The organism is Faecalibacterium taiwanense (genome assembly GCF_036632915.2).
GTDB classification, from domain to species: domain Bacteria; phylum Bacillota; class Clostridia; order Oscillospirales; family Ruminococcaceae; genus Faecalibacterium; species Faecalibacterium taiwanense.
The window spans coordinates 354,244-370,358 of the sequence record NZ_CP155552.1 but is presented as its reverse complement, the minus strand read 5'-3'; the positions used below and the strand labels follow the sequence as shown (position 1 = coordinate 370,358).

18 protein-coding genes are annotated in these 16,115 nt (G+C 59.9%); 7 read left to right on the top strand and 11 right to left on the bottom strand.

The window, feature by feature from the left end; all coding sequences use genetic code 11:
- Window positions 1–15: 15 nt before the first annotated feature.
- Entirely contained in the window at window positions 16–1,155 is a 1,140-nt protein-coding gene (gene spoIIP, locus PXT33_RS01705; RefSeq protein WP_097774625.1) for a stage II sporulation protein P, read from the bottom strand.
- Window positions 1,156–1,184: 29 nt separating this feature from the next.
- Entirely contained in the window at window positions 1,185–1,970 is a 786-nt protein-coding gene (gpr, locus tag PXT33_RS01700) for a GPR endopeptidase (RefSeq protein ID WP_005943552.1), read from the bottom strand.
- Between the two features lie 166 nt (window positions 1,971–2,136).
- Between gpr and rpsT the strand changes: the two genes are divergently transcribed.
- Window positions 2,137–2,397, top strand: a complete 261-nt coding sequence (gene rpsT, locus PXT33_RS01695; RefSeq protein WP_005943554.1) for a 30S ribosomal protein S20 — start codon at window positions 2,137–2,139, stop codon at window positions 2,395–2,397.
- Window positions 2,398–2,468: 71 nt separating this feature from the next.
- Here the strand turns inward: rpsT and PXT33_RS01690 are convergent, their stop codons facing one another.
- The 4 genes from PXT33_RS01690 to PXT33_RS01675 all read right to left on the bottom strand — a co-directional run bounded on the left by PXT33_RS01690 (window position 2,469) and on the right by PXT33_RS01675 (window position 4,777).
- Entirely contained in the window at window positions 2,469–2,744 is a 276-nt protein-coding gene (locus PXT33_RS01690) for a peptidoglycan synthetase (RefSeq protein WP_118527663.1), read from the bottom strand.
- Window positions 2,745–2,842: 98 nt separating this feature from the next.
- Window positions 2,843–3,199, bottom strand: a complete 357-nt coding sequence (locus tag PXT33_RS01685; RefSeq protein WP_005943559.1) for a SpoVA/SpoVAEb family sporulation membrane protein — start codon at window positions 3,197–3,199, stop codon at window positions 2,843–2,845.
- A gap of 1 nt (window position 3,200) precedes the next feature.
- Window positions 3,201–4,217: a stage V sporulation protein AD gene (locus tag PXT33_RS01680; protein ID WP_332375824.1), complete on the bottom strand. Its 1,017-nt coding sequence runs from the start codon at window positions 4,215–4,217 to the stop codon at window positions 3,201–3,203.
- A 98-nt stretch (window positions 4,218–4,315) separates the two neighbouring features.
- Window positions 4,316–4,777: a SpoVA/SpoVAEb family sporulation membrane protein gene (locus tag PXT33_RS01675; RefSeq protein ID WP_332375823.1), complete on the bottom strand. Its 462-nt coding sequence runs from the start codon at window positions 4,775–4,777 to the stop codon at window positions 4,316–4,318.
- Between the two features lie 76 nt (window positions 4,778–4,853).
- On the opposite strand from PXT33_RS01675, the gene PXT33_RS01670 reads away from it, so the two are divergent.
- The 6 genes from PXT33_RS01670 (at window position 4,854) to PXT33_RS01645 (ending at window position 10,299) form a co-directional block, all read left to right on the top strand.
- A complete protein-coding gene (locus PXT33_RS01670; protein ID WP_242960042.1) occupies window positions 4,854–5,684 on the top strand; it encodes a M15 family metallopeptidase in 831 nt (276 codons plus the stop codon).
- Window positions 5,685–5,814: 130 nt separating this feature from the next.
- Window positions 5,815–6,399: a DUF4358 domain-containing protein gene (locus PXT33_RS01665; protein ID WP_044953887.1), complete on the top strand. Its 585-nt coding sequence runs from the start codon at window positions 5,815–5,817 to the stop codon at window positions 6,397–6,399.
- Window positions 6,400–6,468: 69 nt separating this feature from the next.
- Entirely contained in the window at window positions 6,469–7,887 is a 1,419-nt protein-coding gene (locus tag PXT33_RS01660; RefSeq protein WP_097774622.1) for an MBOAT family protein, read from the top strand.
- A 12-nt stretch (window positions 7,888–7,899) separates the two neighbouring features.
- Complete coding sequence (locus PXT33_RS01655) at window positions 7,900–9,072, top strand: DHHW family protein (protein WP_332375822.1); 1,173 nt, start codon at window positions 7,900–7,902, stop codon at window positions 9,070–9,072.
- Between the two features lie 259 nt (window positions 9,073–9,331).
- Complete coding sequence (locus PXT33_RS01650) at window positions 9,332–9,655, top strand: hypothetical protein (RefSeq protein ID WP_005943572.1); 324 nt, start codon at window positions 9,332–9,334, stop codon at window positions 9,653–9,655.
- A 314-nt stretch (window positions 9,656–9,969) separates the two neighbouring features.
- Window positions 9,970–10,299 carry a hypothetical protein gene (locus PXT33_RS01645; RefSeq protein ID WP_332375821.1) on the top strand — a complete coding sequence of 110 codons (330 nt, stop codon included), beginning with the start codon at window positions 9,970–9,972 and terminating at the stop codon, window positions 10,297–10,299.
- A gap of 88 nt (window positions 10,300–10,387) precedes the next feature.
- Here PXT33_RS01645 and dnaJ read toward each other — a convergent pair whose 3' ends face one another.
- From dnaJ to PXT33_RS01620, 5 genes are all read right to left on the bottom strand, one after another.
- Window positions 10,388–11,566 carry a molecular chaperone DnaJ gene (dnaJ, locus tag PXT33_RS01640; protein ID WP_097781181.1) on the bottom strand — a complete coding sequence of 393 codons (1,179 nt, stop codon included), beginning with the start codon at window positions 11,564–11,566 and terminating at the stop codon, window positions 10,388–10,390.
- 158 nt (window positions 11,567–11,724) lie between these two features.
- Window positions 11,725–13,554 (bottom strand): molecular chaperone DnaK, encoded by a 1,830-nt coding sequence (dnaK, locus tag PXT33_RS01635; protein ID WP_005943578.1) that lies wholly within the window; start codon window positions 13,552–13,554, stop codon window positions 11,725–11,727.
- A 101-nt stretch (window positions 13,555–13,655) separates the two neighbouring features.
- Entirely contained in the window at window positions 13,656–14,285 is a 630-nt protein-coding gene (locus tag PXT33_RS01630; protein WP_005943579.1) for a nucleotide exchange factor GrpE, read from the bottom strand.
- Window positions 14,282–15,355 (bottom strand): heat-inducible transcriptional repressor HrcA, encoded by a 1,074-nt coding sequence (gene hrcA, locus PXT33_RS01625; protein WP_120120417.1) that lies wholly within the window; start codon window positions 15,353–15,355, stop codon window positions 14,282–14,284. Before hrcA ends, PXT33_RS01630 begins: the two co-directional genes overlap by 4 nt.
- Window positions 15,356–15,542: 187 nt before the next feature.
- On the bottom strand, window positions 15,543–16,085 hold the full coding sequence (locus PXT33_RS01620) for a stage V sporulation T C-terminal domain-containing protein (protein ID WP_097776925.1): 543 nt from the start codon (window positions 16,083–16,085) through the stop codon (window positions 15,543–15,545).
- Between the last annotated feature and the right edge of the window lie 30 nt (window positions 16,086–16,115).

Genomic DNA, 16,115 nt, shown 5'->3' with positions numbered 1-16,115 from the left:
TTTGGCGGCGTTTTGTCAAGCACCGCCCAGCAATGCGGCAGCAAGGCCCTTTGCCGCCAGCTGCCCGGCATAAAGAGCCTCGTTCAGGTTATTGCCGTGCCCGCCGATCTCAATGAGCAGGCTGCCGGCGGTCAGATCCTGATTGTAGAACCGGTAGCTGAACAGCACCGGCCGGGTAAAACCGGGGTACATTCCTTCCATGCTGCGCTCCCACGCAGCGGCAAAGCGCAAATTCTGCCGCCAGCCCGGCAGCTGAACGGTGGTGCCGTTGTCGCACCCGCAGATAATCATGACCTGTGCGGCCTGCCTCCCGTCCACCGTGCACACCGGGGCATAGCGGCTGCCGCTTTCCGTCTCGATGGCATCCCGGTGAACATCCAGCACCACCTTGATGCTGGGATACCGGGCCAGATACTGCTGCACCACGGCCCGGCTGTTGGCATAGCTGCCGGTGTAGCTGGGGTAGTCGTTCAGGGTCTCGTCGTGCAGGGTGTTGATGCCCGCCGCATTGAGGGTATCGGCCACCACACGGCCCACCGCGCACATGTTCACGCTGCAGTCGGTGCTGCGGGCACCATCGCCGGGGGCAAACCACAGCCCGGCCGAAAGGCGGTAGTCCTCGGTGGCGTGAGTGTGCATCACCAGCACCTGCGGGTCGGGACTGTTCGGCTCAATGGCAAAGGGCAGCGGATTCTCGATCTCCGCCGCAATGTCTGCCGCCGTCTGCCGGGTATTGTTTTTGATGCTGCCCGCCCCGCAGGGAATGTACTTTTCGCCGCTGCCCTGCGGATAATTTTTTTCAATGACAGTCCCCGCATCCGCCGGGCGGGCTTCCTCGCCCAGCAGCGGCACAAGGTAGTCCTCAATGTTCCCGGTCAGCGCCTGCACGGCCTGCGGCAGAGAAGATGCCGCCGCTTCCGGTGTGCTGTCCGGTGCGGCTTCCACCTGCACAGATGATGCGGGCTGCTCCTGTGCGGACTGCCGCCCCAGCCAGAAAAGAGTTTCGGCCATGGGCAGCGGTGCAGTAATGGCCGCAGCCAGCATCAGTGCCGCCGTGCGGGCAAAGATGCACAGTGCGGCAAACAGAGCAGCCGCTTCCAGAAACGGCACGATATGCCCCTGCGCCCGGGCGGGCGGCAGTGCTTTGCTGCGCATAAAATAACCTCCCTTCCGGCCCACCGGTGTTACCCCGCCAGCCAGAACAGCTGCGCCACGCTGAGCCTTGGCTGCAAGGCCCGGTTGATGGCACCGGCCAGAAGAGCCGAGCCGTGGGCGATCACGCTGTCCAGCGCCCGGGGCGTGACCACAAGATCTGCTCCTTCGTCCGAATCCATCAAGGTGGGGATGCCCGCCGCGATCACCGGCACGCCCAGCGCTGCCGCGTCCAGATGCTTTGCATGATCCGCCTGCGCCGGGTACAGCCCGGTGTCGGAGAACTGCACGCTGCGGCCCAGCCGCGCGCCCTCGGCACTGCAAAGGCTGTCCACGCAGATCAGGGCCGCCGGCCGCACCGCTTCCACCATGGCCCCGGCCAGCTGGCGCAGAGTCAGCCCGGTGGAGGCCGACACCCCCGGCGCAATGGCGGCCACCGGCCGGATGCCTTTTACCGGCAGCGTGTGCTGCGGCCCCATGGTGACTAAAATCTTCTGCGCCGTGCGCGGGCCGAGGGCATCCGCCGTGACCCGCCGGTTCCCGATGCCCAGCACCAGCACCGGCCCTTCCGGCGGCAGCAGGGCGCGCAGTTCTGCCGCACAGGTCTCGATCACCGCAGCGTCCCGCTCGTCCAGCACGCTGACGCTGGGCATTTCCAGCGTGACATACCGTCCGCGGGGCTTCGCCAGCCCTTCGCGCGCGATCTCCACCCGCGTTATTGTGACCCCGCCGCGCTTTGCTGTGGCAAGCCTTACCCCGGCAGGCAGCGCCCCCTGTGCCGCGCCAAACATCTCGTCTGCCATATCGGTAAAACGCATTTTTCTGCTCCTCCTGCCTGTTTTGGGGCCAAATGCCCCCTCTGCACGCAGAAAGTATGGAAAAAATAAAACTTTTCTAAACAAAAATCAAAAAAACGCTTGCGCTGGTACGCGAAATATGGTATCATAGGGTGCGCTGTTATAGGTAGCCAAGGAGGTGGAACGAATGCCTAACATCAAATCTCAGAAGGACCGCGTCGTGCAGGCTGCTGCAGAGCAGGCTCACAACAAGGCCATTAAGACCAACCTGAAAACAGTCGTCAAGAAGGCAGACGCTGCCATCGATGCGAATGCCGCTGACAAGGACGCAACCGTCCTGGCTGCTGTTTCCGCGATCGACAAGGCTCGCGCTAAGGGTGTCATCAAAAAGAACACCGCCAGCCGCAAGATCAGCCGTATGGCAAAGCGTGCTAACAAGAACGCTTGATCGCTTTCTGATTGACGAACAAAACCTCTGTACCGGGTTCCCGGCACAGGGGTTTTTGTTTTGCCCGCTTTTCAGGGCACGGCAGCAGGCCGCTCAAAATCGCACAGGGTGGCAAAATCGAACCCCGGTGCCTGCTCCAGAAGCTGCTCCGGCGGCAGGCCGTCGGGCGGCTCGGCCAGCAGCGCCCACGCAGCCCATGCCGTGGGCACCGCCGCCGCAAGGGCCAGCCCCGGCAGCGCCAGTGCCGGGCATGTATGGAACGCACTGCCCGGCGGCAGGGCTGCCACCGCGCACAAGGCCTGTGCAGCCCAAAGCTCCCACAAAAGGGTCGTCCAGCGGTGCTTCATCCGCATCACCTCCTGTTTTGCACAGTTTACCGCAGTGCGGTGGAAAAACAGGGCGAAGGGTGGCGGACAAAGCAGCAATGTTCTTGTGTATTTCTTCTTCAGTTCTGGTCGTGACTTTTGCCCACCCAGCTGCACACCACGCCGCACACAAGGCTGGTGGTAACACCGGCCGCAGCGGCGGTCAGCCCGCCGGTGAGGATGCCCACAGCACCTTCTTCCTGCAGCGCGGTGCGCACGCCCTTTGCCAGCAGATGGCCAAAGCCCAGCAGGGGAACCGTGGCCCCGCACCCGGCAAACTCGGCCAGCGGGGCATACCACCCAATGGCCGAAAGCACCACGCCCGCCACCACATATCCGGTCAGGATGCGGGCCGGGGTCAGGCCGGTCAGGTCGATGAGCAGCTGTCCCGCCACGCAGATGGCCCCGCCCACACAGAAAGCCCAGAAATAGTTCATCTTACTTCTCCTTTTCCAGCGCACGCAGCTCCACCAGATGCGCCACCGCCGGGATGGTCTCCTTCTGCAAAAAGGTGGTCTGGCTCATCAGGGCCCCGGTGGCTGTAAACAGCACCCGCTTCTGGCTGCCCCGGCGCAGGCGCGGCAGGATGTGCCCGCACAGCACCGCCGCGCAGCAGCCCGGGCCGGAGCCGCCGCTCTTTACACTCTGCTCGTTTGCGTCGAACAGGATGCACCCGCAGTCCACATGGTTTTTGATCAGCAAGCCTTCTGCGGCCAGCAGCTCCCGCAGCAGCTGACTGCCCACCTGCCCAAGGTCGCCGGTATAGATGCAGTCGAACTCCTGCGGTTCGGTGCCGGTATCCTTAAAATAGTGCAGCAGGGTGGAAGCCGCTGCCGGGGCCATGGCAGCCCCCATATTGTTGATGTCCTTTACCTGATAATCCTGCACACGGCCAAAGGTGGCAGCGGCAATGCCAACGCCTTCGCCCTGCGGCTGCAAAAGGCAGCATCCGGCAGCGGTGGCAGTCCACTGGGCCGTGGGCGTGCGCACCGCGCCGTAGCTCAGCGGCGTGCGGAACTGCCGCTCTGCCGCGCAGAAGTGGCTGGAAGCCATGGCCAGCAGATTGCGCGCAGCACCGCCCTCGCACAGAGCAGCGCCCAGCGCAAGGCCCTCGGCCATGGTGCTGCAGGCCCCGAACAGCCCGGCAAAGGGCACGCCCAGCTCCCGCATGGCATAGCTGGATGCCGTGCACTGGGCCTGCAGATCCCCGGCAAGGGCCAGCTGCACCTTTTCTTGCGGAAGCGCCGCCTTTTGCAGGCACAGCCGCGCGGCGCGCAGCTGCAGGTATTTTTCCGCAGCTTCCCAGCTGGACTGGCCAAAGCGGTTGTCTGCGCTCAGCTCGTCGAACTCTGCCGCCAGCGGGCCTTCGCTCTCTTTTTTGCCGCCCACCGCTGCACCCGCAGCGATCACCGGCAGTGTCTGGAACAGCAGGGTATCCCCGCACCGGACCGTCATAGGCAAAATTTCTCCTTCGTGGAAAATAGATGAAAAACGTTCCATAAAATATTGTATAATAACATCATGCTGCAATCTTATGGCACACTTGCCCGTGTTTATGACAGCACAGGCACACCCGCCATGCCCAGCACCCACAGCACCGCGCCGTACACCACCGCCGCCAGCGTGCCGTACACGATCACCGGCCCGGCAATGGTGAACATCTTGGCCCCGGTACCCAGCACCCGTCCCTCGGCCTTGAACTCGATGGCCGCGCTGACCACCGCATTGGCAAAGCCTGTGATGGGCACCAGCGACCCGGCCCCGGCCTTTGCGGCCAGCTTCTGGTACCAGCCCAGCGTGGTAAGCACCGCTGAGAGCACGATCAGGCTGCAGCTGGTCAGGGTGCCGGCAAGGTCGTCTTCCACGCCCATGGCAAGATAGCTCTGGCGCAGCACTTCGCCCAGCAGGCAGATGCCGCCGCCCACGCCAAAAGCCCACAGGCAGTCCAGCCCCAAGGGCGAGTGCGGCCCCACACGCCGCACCCGGCGCGCATATTCCTGTGCTGTCATTTTCATATTGTTTCCCCTCCGGGCATAGCTTGCCCATAGGAAGCAAACTCTATGCACATCCACCGGAAAGAAGGTATTCCAGATGAATCCGTCTGTCCATCCTCATCACCGCCGCCATCTGCGGCCCGCCGTGCGGCGCGTGCTCACCGTTACCGTCGTGGCCTGCATTGCCGTGGGCGGGGCCTCGTTCGTGCTGCACAGCCGTTCCGCTGTGCCTGCCGCCTCGGCAACTTCCACGTCCAGCGCCTCGGCAGCATCAGAGGCAGAAAGCAGTCTGCTGACCGCCCGGCAGGCGCAGGCCATTCTGGATGATCCCCGCATGGTGCTGGTGAACCACACGAACAAAATGCCGGACGATCATACCTTTACCACCAAGGCGTGCGGCTCGGCCACCGCTGTGAATAAGACCCTGCAGACCGAAGCCGCCGATGCGTTCCTCGCCATGCAGGCCGCCGCCGCAAAGGACGGCGTGACCATCTGGATGCAGAGCGGCTACCGCAGCGTGGACTACCAGAAGAACCTCTACGACAAAAAGACCCAGTATTTCCGCAATAAGGGCCTGAGCGAAGCCGAAGCGAAAAAGCAGGCGGCAAATATCGTGAACCCGCCGGGCTACTCGGAGCACAACTGCGGCCTTGCTGCCGACCTGAACAGCCCGGAGCACACCGACCTGACCGAGGGCTTTGAAAACACCGAGGCCTTCCGCTGGCTGAGCGCCCATGCCGTGGAATACGGCTTCATCCTGCGGTACCCCAAAAACGCAGAAGCCGTTACCGAGATCACCTACGAGCCGTGGCACTGGCGCTATGTGGGGCCGGAAAATGCGGCCCTGATCCAGCAGAGCGGCCTGTGCTTTGAGGATGCCGTTGCCGTGCTGCAGAAGCTTGCTGCAGGGGAGAAGATCACCGGTTAAAAATCCGTAAAACCAAGGGGCTTTTCGTTGCATTTTGCACACAGTTATGGTAAGATAACAATAGTCTGCCCTGATGCAGGACCGCTTTGGGCAGCTGCAAAAATGTTTTGAACAAAAGAAGGAATATTTTATGATAAATCGCACAAAAATCTTTACAATTGCTCTCACCGGCGCGCTGGCTGCTGTCGCTCTTACCGGCTGCGGCGGTTCCGCCAGCTCTTCGGCCGCTCCCTCCTCCGTTTCCACCGCTGCTGCGGAATCTCCCGCTTCCAGCGCCGCCGCATCCGCTGTTGTGGACAATGCTGCCGAGAACGGCTCTGATGCACTGGACGGTGTTTTCAATGCTCTGCTGGAAGCCGACCCCATCTCCAACCAGTTCGAGATCGCAGCCATGAACATTGAGTACGATTTCGGCCTGAAGGCTGAGGACGTGGTGAGCTACAAGGGCGTGAAGAGCAACGACAACGGCGATGCCGGTCTGGTGCTGGTGCTCGAAGCTGCCGACGGCAAGGCCGAGGACGTAGCCAACCAGCTGGCTTCCTACCAGCAGGACCAGGTGGCCTTCTACGGCAACTACGCCGAGTTTGCTCAGGCGCAGGATAACGTGGAGAACGCTGTCATCGCCTTCAAGGGCAACACCATTGTCATGGTGATCGCATCCAACGAGTGCACTGCCGATCTGGACAGCGCCGTGGACAGCGCACTGGCAGACTGAATCTGGATCCACCCAAGGCCGGTGCCATTTGCGGCATCGGCTTTTTTCGGCTAAAAGGAGGCTGACGCTTTGGTTTTCAGCACCATCATCTTTCTGTTCCGGTTTCTGCCCATCACGCTGGCGCTGTATTACCTTGCGCCCGCAAAGCTCAAGAACACCGTGCTGTTCCTCTGCAGTCTGGTGTTCTACTGCTGGGGCGAGGTACGGTTTTTCCCGGTCATGGTGGCCCTCATCCTCATCAACTACATCAGCGGCCTGTGCATCGAGCACTTCGACCAAAAGCCGGCCCTGCGCAGGACATTTCTGCTGGTGGCCCTCATTGGCAGCCTTGGGATGCTGTTCTACTTCAAATACGCAAACTTTGTGCTGCGCAGCGCAAACGCCCTGCTGGGCACCGCCTTTGCCGAGATCCAGGGCATTGGCACTCTGCCGCTGGGCATCAGCTTTTACACCTTCCAGACCCTTTCCTACTCCATCGATGTTTACCGCCGGGATGTAAAGGCAGAGCGTAATATCATCGACTTTGGTGCCTATGTGGTCATGTTCCCTCAGCTGATCGCCGGCCCCATCGTGAAATACCGCGATGTCTCGAACCAGCTGCACGTATACCGGCACCGCTACAGCCTGCAGCAGCTCGAAGAGGGCATGACCCTGTTCACCTTTGGCCTTGCCAAAAAGGTGCTGCTGGCGGATGCCATCGGTGCTTTGTGGACAGACATCATCGGCGTTGCGGACAGCCCTTCCACCACCTTTGTGGGCCTTGCCAATGCATCCACCCCGCTGGTGTGGCTGGGCATCATCGCCTACAGCCTGCAGCTCTACTTTGACTTTTCCGGCTACTCCATGATGGGCATTGGCATGGGCAAGATGCTGGGCTTCGACTTCCCCGCAAACTTCAACTACCCTTATATCTCCGCATCCATCACCGAGTTCTGGCGGCGCTGGCACATGACCCTTTCCGGCTGGTTCCGGGAGTATGTGTATATCCCTCTCGGTGGCAACCGCAAGGGCCTGAAGCGCCAGATCTTCAACCTGTTCGTGGTGGAGCTGCTCACTGGCATCTGGCACGGCGCGAACTGGAACTTTATCTGCTGGGGCCTGTACTACTTTGTGCTGCTGGCTGTAGAAAAGCTGTTCCTGCTGCCCCACCTGCAAAAGGGCAGAGTGTGGCCCCACATCTACACCCTGTTCCTCGTGGTGGTGGGCTGGGCCATGTTTGTGGGCAACGACACGGGCGTAAGCTTCGGCCTGCTGTTCCACAAGCTGTTCGTTCCTTCCGGCGGTGTTTCGCCGCTGTACTTCCTGCGCAACTACGGTGTGCTGCTGGTGGTCAGCATCCTCTGCTGCACCCCGCTCATTGAAAAGATTTGGAACCTGCTCAAAAAGAATGCCGTCACCCGCTGTGCCGCCATTCTGGCGCTGCTGGTGGTCTCCACCGCCTATGTGGTGGGCAGCACCAACAGCCCGTTCCTCTATTTCAACTTTTAAGGAGGCGTGAAGATGGACAAGCATTCCAAAAAATCTTCCTCGCTCCTGCACTACCCGGTGCTGGTGGTGTTCAGCCTGTTCTTTCTTGGTCTGTTCGCACTGGACCTTATTACACCGGACCGCGCCTACAGCGAGATGGAAAACACCACCCTTTCCCAGCGCCCGGCGCTGACCCAGCTTTCCGCCAAGGGGCTGAACAGCTACTTTACCGCCTACACAAAGTACGTGAAGGATCAGGTGTTCGGCCGCGATGAGTGGATCAGCCTGCAGAGCGTAGTGGAGACCACCCTGCTGCAGAAGGAGCAGAACGGCGGCATCCTGCTGGGCAAAGAGCACATGATGTTCCCCCGCACCTTCAGCCTGCTGGACAGCGAGAACCGCACCCTGCCCAAGAACACCGCCGCTGTGGAAGCACTGTGCCAGCGCCACCCGGGTAAGGTGGATGTACTGCTGGCCCCGGCAGCATCGGTCATTTACCCGGAAAACGTGCCTGCAAACGCGCCGCTGCTGGACGAGGATGCCTATCTCGACCAGCTTTCCGCCGCCGTACAGGCCGCCGGAGGGCGCTTTGTGGATGTGCGGCAGACCCTTGCCGAACACAAGGACGAATATATCTACTACCGCACCGACCATCACTGGACGAGCCTTGGCGCATACTACGCCTACCAGCAGCTGTGCGGTGCGCTGGGCCTGACCCCCTTCGACCCCGCCGCGCACACGGCTCTGACCGCCGAAAATTTCTACGGCACCCACTACTCCAAGGCCCGCACATGGAATGCCGTGCCGGATACTATCACCTACTACGACCTGCCGAACAGCCTGACCATCTATAATGTCACCGCTGCAGGTCAGCCCGCAGACGGCCAGACCACCGGCCTGTACGACACGGACAAGCTGAACGTGTACGATAAGTATGCCATGTTCCTGCATGGCAACAACGGCCTGAGCCGCATTGAGGGCGACGGCATCGGGCGCATTCTGGTGATCAAGGACAGCTACGCCAACTGCTTTGCACCGTATCTGACGGCAAACTACGCCCAGATCGATGTGGTGGACTTCCGCAACTACAACTACGGTCTGGATCAGCTGATCGCGGATAACGATTATGACCAGATCCTGGTGCTGTACAGCTTTGACAGCTTCAAGAGCGACCCGTACCTCTACCGTGCCGGTGTGGCCGGGTAAACATGGCAGCGCCTTTTCCGCAAAGGAAAGGGCGCTGTTGTTTTATGTCAAATTATTGCAGTCTTTTTTCACAAATTTTTCTAGTTCTTTTCGGAAGTCTCTCCAGTTTTTGCGCACTCTGCCCATTCACCCCTTGCAAAAAATCAACGGGTGTTGTACAATGGCGATATAGAGCAGTTGTTCTTCATCGATGGTTCGATCTGGTGTGAACAGTGCATAGAATGTGCTGATACGATCTTTGATTCAAAGGAGTGTTATTATGGAAAACAAGATCATGATGCCTGCTTCCTACAACGTTCTTTCCTGCGAAGAGATGACCTACACCGAGGGCGGTGCTACCTTTACGGAAGCTCTGCTGAACTGGATTCCGCCCATTGGCTGGTACATGGGTGTTACCGCCATGCGCAACTACCGCAAGAGCCACCCCAACGACTGGCTGGATACCGGTCTGGATGCTCTGAGCCGCGATATGGATTCCAGTGCGCAGAACATGCTGCGTGATCTGGGACGCATCGTCTGGGTCACCGCGACCAGCGCTACCGGCGTTGGTTTTCTGGTCAATGCTGCCATCGTCCTGCTCTGACCCTGCTCATAAGATCCGTCCGGAGAGACCAAAGACCCCTTTACCCGCGGCCTTTTCCGCCATAGAGGGCCGCGGGCTTTTCATCAAGCAGAAATAAGAAATCGGCTGCCTGAGCACTGTATACCGTCTGAACGGTCTTTTGCCTGCAGAGAACAGCACTGCTTTCCTTTTCCTGCAAGCAACTACTCGCGTCATGCGGCGGCGCGCCCTGCTTTATGAGAACGATCTCCAAGCGCATATCCCGGTTTATTTTTGGGTTTTAAACAGTGCGATCTTGCACTGTCTGGATAGCTTTGATTCAAAGGAGTGTTATTATGGAAAACAAAATCATGATGCCTGCTTCCTACAACGTTCTGTCCTGCGAAGAAATGACCTACACCGAAGGCGGCGTAGGTGTTGTGGAAGCCGCCATGGCATGGTTCCCGCTGTACGGCTGGTACAAGGCTGTTTCTGCCATCCACGATTACCGCAAGGCAAATATCAACTCCAACTGGGTGGAAAACGGCATGAACGCTCTGGTTGCCCATGCTGAAAAAAGCCCCACGAACACCATCCATGACATCGGCTGCAGCTTCTGGTTCATTGGTTCCTGCGCAACCATCATCGGCCTTGTGCCCAACGCCCTGTTGATCTTCGGCAACTAAGTCCCGGTCTCTGTTCTGAAAAAGCAAAAGCGGCGGCACCTCCCGTTTGGGAAGTGCCGCCGCTTTTTATGTCATGCGGTTTTCAGTCTCAGTTGTTGAACATGTCCTTCAGCTTTTTGAAGAAGCCCTTGCGTTTTTCGTAGTTTTCTTCTTTCAGGGTGCCCTCGAACTTCTTCAGGGCCTCCCGCTGGGTCTTGTTCAGCTTCTTGGGGATCTCCACCTCGCACTTGACGTACATATCACCGCGGCCGCGGCCATTCAGGTACTGGATGCCCTTGCCGCGCAGGCGGAAGGTGGTGCCGCTCTGGGTGCCCTCGGGCACGGTGTACTCCACCTTGCCGTCAATGGAGGGCACCTGCACGGTGTCGCCCAGCACGGCCTGACTGTAAGTGATGGGCACGGTGACCCACACATCGTAGCCATCGCGCTGGAACACCTCGCTGGGGCGCACCGTGACCATGACGATCACATCACCGGAAGGACCGCCGTTTGCACCGGCATCGCCCATGCCGCGCAGTGCAAAGCTCTGGTCGTCGTCGATGCCCATGGGAATGGACACCTCCAGCGTCTTTTTAGCAGCCACCTTGCCGCTGCCATGGCAGACCTTGCAGGGATTCTTGACCAGCTTGCCCTTGCCGCCACAGCGGGAGCAGGGCTGCTGGGTCTGCATCACACCAAAGGGGGTGCGCTGCTGACGGATCACGAAGCCGCGGCCGCCGCAGTCCGGGCAGGTCTCGGGGCTGGAACCGGCGGCACAGCCGCTGCCGTGGCACTCGGTGCACTCCTGCTGGCGGGTGATGGTGATGTTCTTCTTGCAGCCGTGCACGGCCTCGTCAAAGCTCAGGGTGATGCGCACGCGGATATCCTGACCCTTGCGCGGTGCGTTGGGGTTTGCCTGACGGGACGAACCGCCAAAGCCGCCGAAGCCGCCGCCAAAGATATCGCCGAAAATGTCGCCCAGATCCACGCCGTCGCCGCCAAAACCGCCAAAGCCGCCCGCACCGGGGCCGCCGCCGTTCTGTGCTGCATAGGCAGGGTCAACACCTGCAAAGCCGTACTGGTCGTACAGCTGGCGCTTCTTCGGGTCCGAAAGCACCTCGTTTGCTTCGTTTACTTCCTTGAACTTTTCCTCGGCGTCCTTATCGCCGGGGTTATAGTCCGGGTGGTATTTCATTGCAAGCTTGCGGTATGCCTTTTTGATCTCGGCATCGGTCGCAGTCTTGGATACCCCCAGCACTTCGTAGTAATCACGCTTTTCCTGTGCCATATCCACTCACCTCTCCGGGAACGTTTGATCCGGGAAACGCCCCGGTTGGTTCCTCGCTCTATAACCAGCAAGAGCCGCTCCGGCAAAACCGGAGCGGCTTTTGCTATTCCACGCGTGCGTCCGCCGGTTTGGCCGGGCACACACTGCTGTGTTTTTTATCAGACTTCCTTGAAGTCGGCATCCACAACGCCGTCATCACCCGGCTTCTGCTGGTTGTTTGCACCTGCGTCGGGGCCGGGCTGTGCACCGGCGGCCTGCTGTGCGGCAGCGGCTGCCTGATACATCTTCTCGAACACCTGGCTCAGGGCTTCCTGCTTTGCCTTGATGTCGTCCACGTTGCCGGACTGAACAGCGGTCTTCAGATCGGCCAGCTTGCTCTCGGCCTCGCTCTTCACGTCGGCGGGCAGCTTGTCGCCGTTTTCCTTCAGCATCTTCTCGGTCTGGAACACCATCTGGTCGGCACCGTTGCGGATATCGACCTCTTCACGCTTCTTCTTATCGTCGGCAGCAAACTGCTCAGCTTCCTTCACAGCCTTGTCGATGTCCTCCTTGGACATGTTGGTGGAAGCGGTAATGGTGATGTTCTGCTCCTTGCCGGTACCCAGATCTTTTGCGCTGACCTTCACGATGCCGTTTGCATCGATATCGAAGGTAACTTCGATCTGAGGCACACCACGGGGAGCCGGAGCGATGCCGTCCAGATGGAAGACACCCAGGCTCTTGTTGTCGCGTGCGAACTCACGCTCGCCCTGCAGAACGTTGACCTCAACAGAGGGCTGGTTGTCTGCAGCGGTGGAGAACACCTGACTCTTGTGGGTGGGGATGGTGGTATTGCGGTCGATGATCTTGGTGCACACGCCGCCCAGAGTTTCAATGCCCAAGCTCAGCGGGGTGACATCCAGCAGCAGCAGACCCTTGACATCGCCCTGCAGCACGCCGCCCTGAATAGCAGCGCCCACAGCCACGCACTCATCGGGATTGATGCCCTTGAAGGGCTCGCAGTTCAGTTCCTTCTTGACTGCATCGTAGACAGCGGGGATACGGGTGGAACCACCGACCATCAGGACCTTCTTCAGGTCAGAGGGACGCAGGCCTGCATCCTGCAGAGCCTTGCGGACGGGGCCCATGGTGCGATCGACCAGATCCGCGGTCAGCTCGTTGAACTTTGCGCGGGTCAGGGTCATATCCAAGTGCTTGGGGCCGGTAGCATCGGCAGTGATGAAGGGCAGGTTGATCTGGCTGCTCATTGCGCTGGACAGCTCGATCTTTGCCTTCTCAGCAGCTTCCTTCAAACGCTGCGCGGCCATCTTGTCCTTACGCAGGTCGATGCCGTTCTCGGTCTGGAAGGCATCTGCCATCCAGTTGATGATGCGCTCATCGAAGTCATCGCCGCCCAGATGGGTATCACCGTTGGTGGCCAGAACTTCGGTAACGCCGTCGCCCATCTCGATGATGGACACATCGAAGGTGCCGCCGCCCAGATCGTAGACCATGATCTTCTGGTCTTCTTCCTTATCGATGCCATATGCCAGAGAAGCGGCAGTAGGCTCGTTGATGATACGCTTGACGTTCAGGCCTGCAATGGTGCCTGCGTCCTTGGTAGCCTGACGCTGGCTGTCGTTGAAGTATGCAGGAACGGTAATGACAGCCTCGGTAACAGGCTCGCCCAGATAAGCCTCGGCATCAGCCTTCAGCTTCTGCAGGATCATAGCGCTGACCTGCTGGGGAGTGTACTCCTTGCCATTCAGGGTCACCTTGTGGTCGGTGCCCATGAAGCGCTTGATGGAAGCGACGGTGTTCTCGGGGTTGGTGATGGCCTGACGCTTTGCGACCTGACCCACCAGACGATCGCCGGTCTTGGTAAAGCCGACCACAGACGGGGTGGTGCGTGCACCCTCAGAGTTTGCGATAACAACGGGCTCGCCGCCCTCCATGACAGCCACGCAGCTGTTGGTAGTACCAAGATCGATACCAATGATCTTACTCATAATGAAAACTCCTCTCGAAAGAACAACTCTTATTGTTTATGTGATGCTCAAATGTTGCTAAGCGGATGTTATATTCAAAACCCTTTCGGGTTTCTGCTTTGTTATTCGGCCACTACAACGGTCGCATGGCGGACGATCTTATCGCCCAGCTTGTAGCCCTTCTGGTAGACCGTGATGACGGTGCCGCTCTCCTGTCCGTCCGGGGCGGGGATCTGCTGCACTGCGTTCATGAAGTTGGGGTCAAAGGGCTTGCCCAGCGCCTCGATCTCCTCCACATGGAGGGCATCCAGCGCCTTGGCGGCCTTGTCCAGCGTCATGGTCACGCCCTTTTTGTAGTTCTCGTCGGTGGTGGGGGCATTTGCTGCCATCTCCAGCGTATCCAGAATGGGAATGATCTGGTTCACCGCAAAGGAAATGCCATCGTTGAACTTCTGGTCGGCTTCGCGAGTGGAGCGCTTGCGGTAGTTCTCGTACTCCGCTGCCATGCGCAGCAGCTGGTCTTTGGCCTGTGCAGCGTTGGCTTCGGCCGCGTCCAGCTTTGCCTTTACGGCTTCCAGCTCACGGGCCTTCTTGTTGAACCAGCCGCCATCCTTCTTCTTGTCATCCTTCGGGTCGGCAGCTTCAGCAGCAGGTTCCTGTTCGGGTGCTGCCTGCTGGGCCTTTTCCTCGGGAGCCGTTTCGGGCTGCTCCGCTTCTTGAGCCGGAGCCGTCTTTTTTGCTTCTTCGCTCATTCCAGATCCTCCTTATAGATCACAGTCCGCCGGGGTACGGCAGCCTGTGGGGTGTCTTTTCGTTTGCCGCTCATGCCCTCGCCCAGCTGGTCTGCAAAGTAATGCAGCAGCGGCATCAGCTTCTGGAAGGGCATCCGGGTGGGGCCGATCAATGCAATGGAGCCCCACAGGCCTCCGCCCACCAGATACCGGTCGCTCACGATGCACAGGCCCGGGATCTGCGGTTCCAGATCCTCGCCCAGCAGCACGCTCTCACTGCGTTCTGCCGGAGGTGCGATCAGGCCAGCGGCCTGCTCCTCGTCGTTCAGCAGTGTGAGGATGTCGCCCACCTTGCCGTCCAGCTGGGGCCAGTCCAGCAGGTACTGCTCGCCGCCCAGAAATACGTGGGGCTTGACGGAATCCTGCAGGATGGCAGCCGCCGCGCTGATGACAGGCACCAGCTCCGGGTCGATCTGGCTGCACAGCTCTGCCAGCAGCCGGGTGGAAAGATCCACCGGCGCTACAAAGGTAAGGTTGCGGTTGAGCAGTGCGGCAAGTGCTGCCGCATTCTCGCGGGAAAGACCGGTGCGCACCCGTGCCACACGGGTACGAACGTAACCGGCCGTGGTAACGGCCAGCACAGCCGCTGCGCTGCGGCCCACCTGAACCACTTCATAGTGGGCGATGCACAGATCCTCGGCACACGGGGTGCTGATGGCGGCGGTGCAGCCGCTGATGGCGGCCAGCGCCTTGGCGGCACCTGCGGCCAGCTTTTCCGGCTCGTGGTCAAGGCTTGCGAACACCGCATCCACACGGGCGCGGCTCACACGATCCAGCGGCTGATCGTCGGTCAGCAGATTATCAAGGTAGTAACGGTAGCCCTTGGCACTGGGCACACGGCCCGCGCTGGTGTGGGGCTGCTCCAGCAGACCCAGCTTTGTCAGCGCCGCCATCTCATTGCGAAGCGTTGCGCTGGAAACTGCCATGTCAAAGTAGTTTGCCAGCACGCTGCTGCCAACGGGCTCGCCTTCGAGACCATACAGCGCCACGATCGCCTGCAAGACTCGCTGCTTGCGTGCATCCATCGTCATAGCGCCTGCCTCCTTTTTGCGTTCGCTTTGTTTGTTTAGCACTCCTTGTTCCTGAGTGCTAAGACCATTATAGCCAATTTTCCGGTGCTGTCAAGCCCCTTGGAAAAATGTTTTAAAAGATTCATAATTCTGTCATAAACGAAGAAAGCGCCCTCCTTATTATAAGGAAAGCGCTCCGGCATGTTCTTTACTCTTCCATCTGCCTTGCCAGAAATGCCGCTGCCACATTCACGGCCTTGAGCTGGGCGGCATCCGGCGTGGCCGTGCGGTCTTCGGTCAGCAGGGCCACCACGCCGGTCACATCGCCTGCCGCAATGATGGGTGCGGCACACAGCACTGCTCGGGGCGAGCCTTCGCAGGGCAGGATGCACTTTTCGGCAATGCCCTCGCTCTGGTACAACCTGCGGCCATCCATCAGCTTTTCCAGCGGCTGGCTGATGCTGCGGTCGGCCAGCTCCCGCCGGCCGGAGCCGCTCACCGTAAGGATGCGGTCACGGTCGGCCACCAGTGCGGTCAGCGCAAAGCTTTTGCTGAGCACCTCGGTATACTGGGCCGCCACTGCGTTCATCTCGCCAATGGGCGAATACTTTTTAAAGATCACCTCGCCGTCGCCTGTGGTGAAGATCTCCAGCGGGTCGCCGCGGCGGATGCGCTGGGTGCGGCGGATCTCCTTGGGGATCACCACCCGGCCCAGCTCGTCGATGCGGCGCACGATTCCTGTTGCTTTCATGTTTTTGCTCCTCCGTTTCCTTAAAAATGC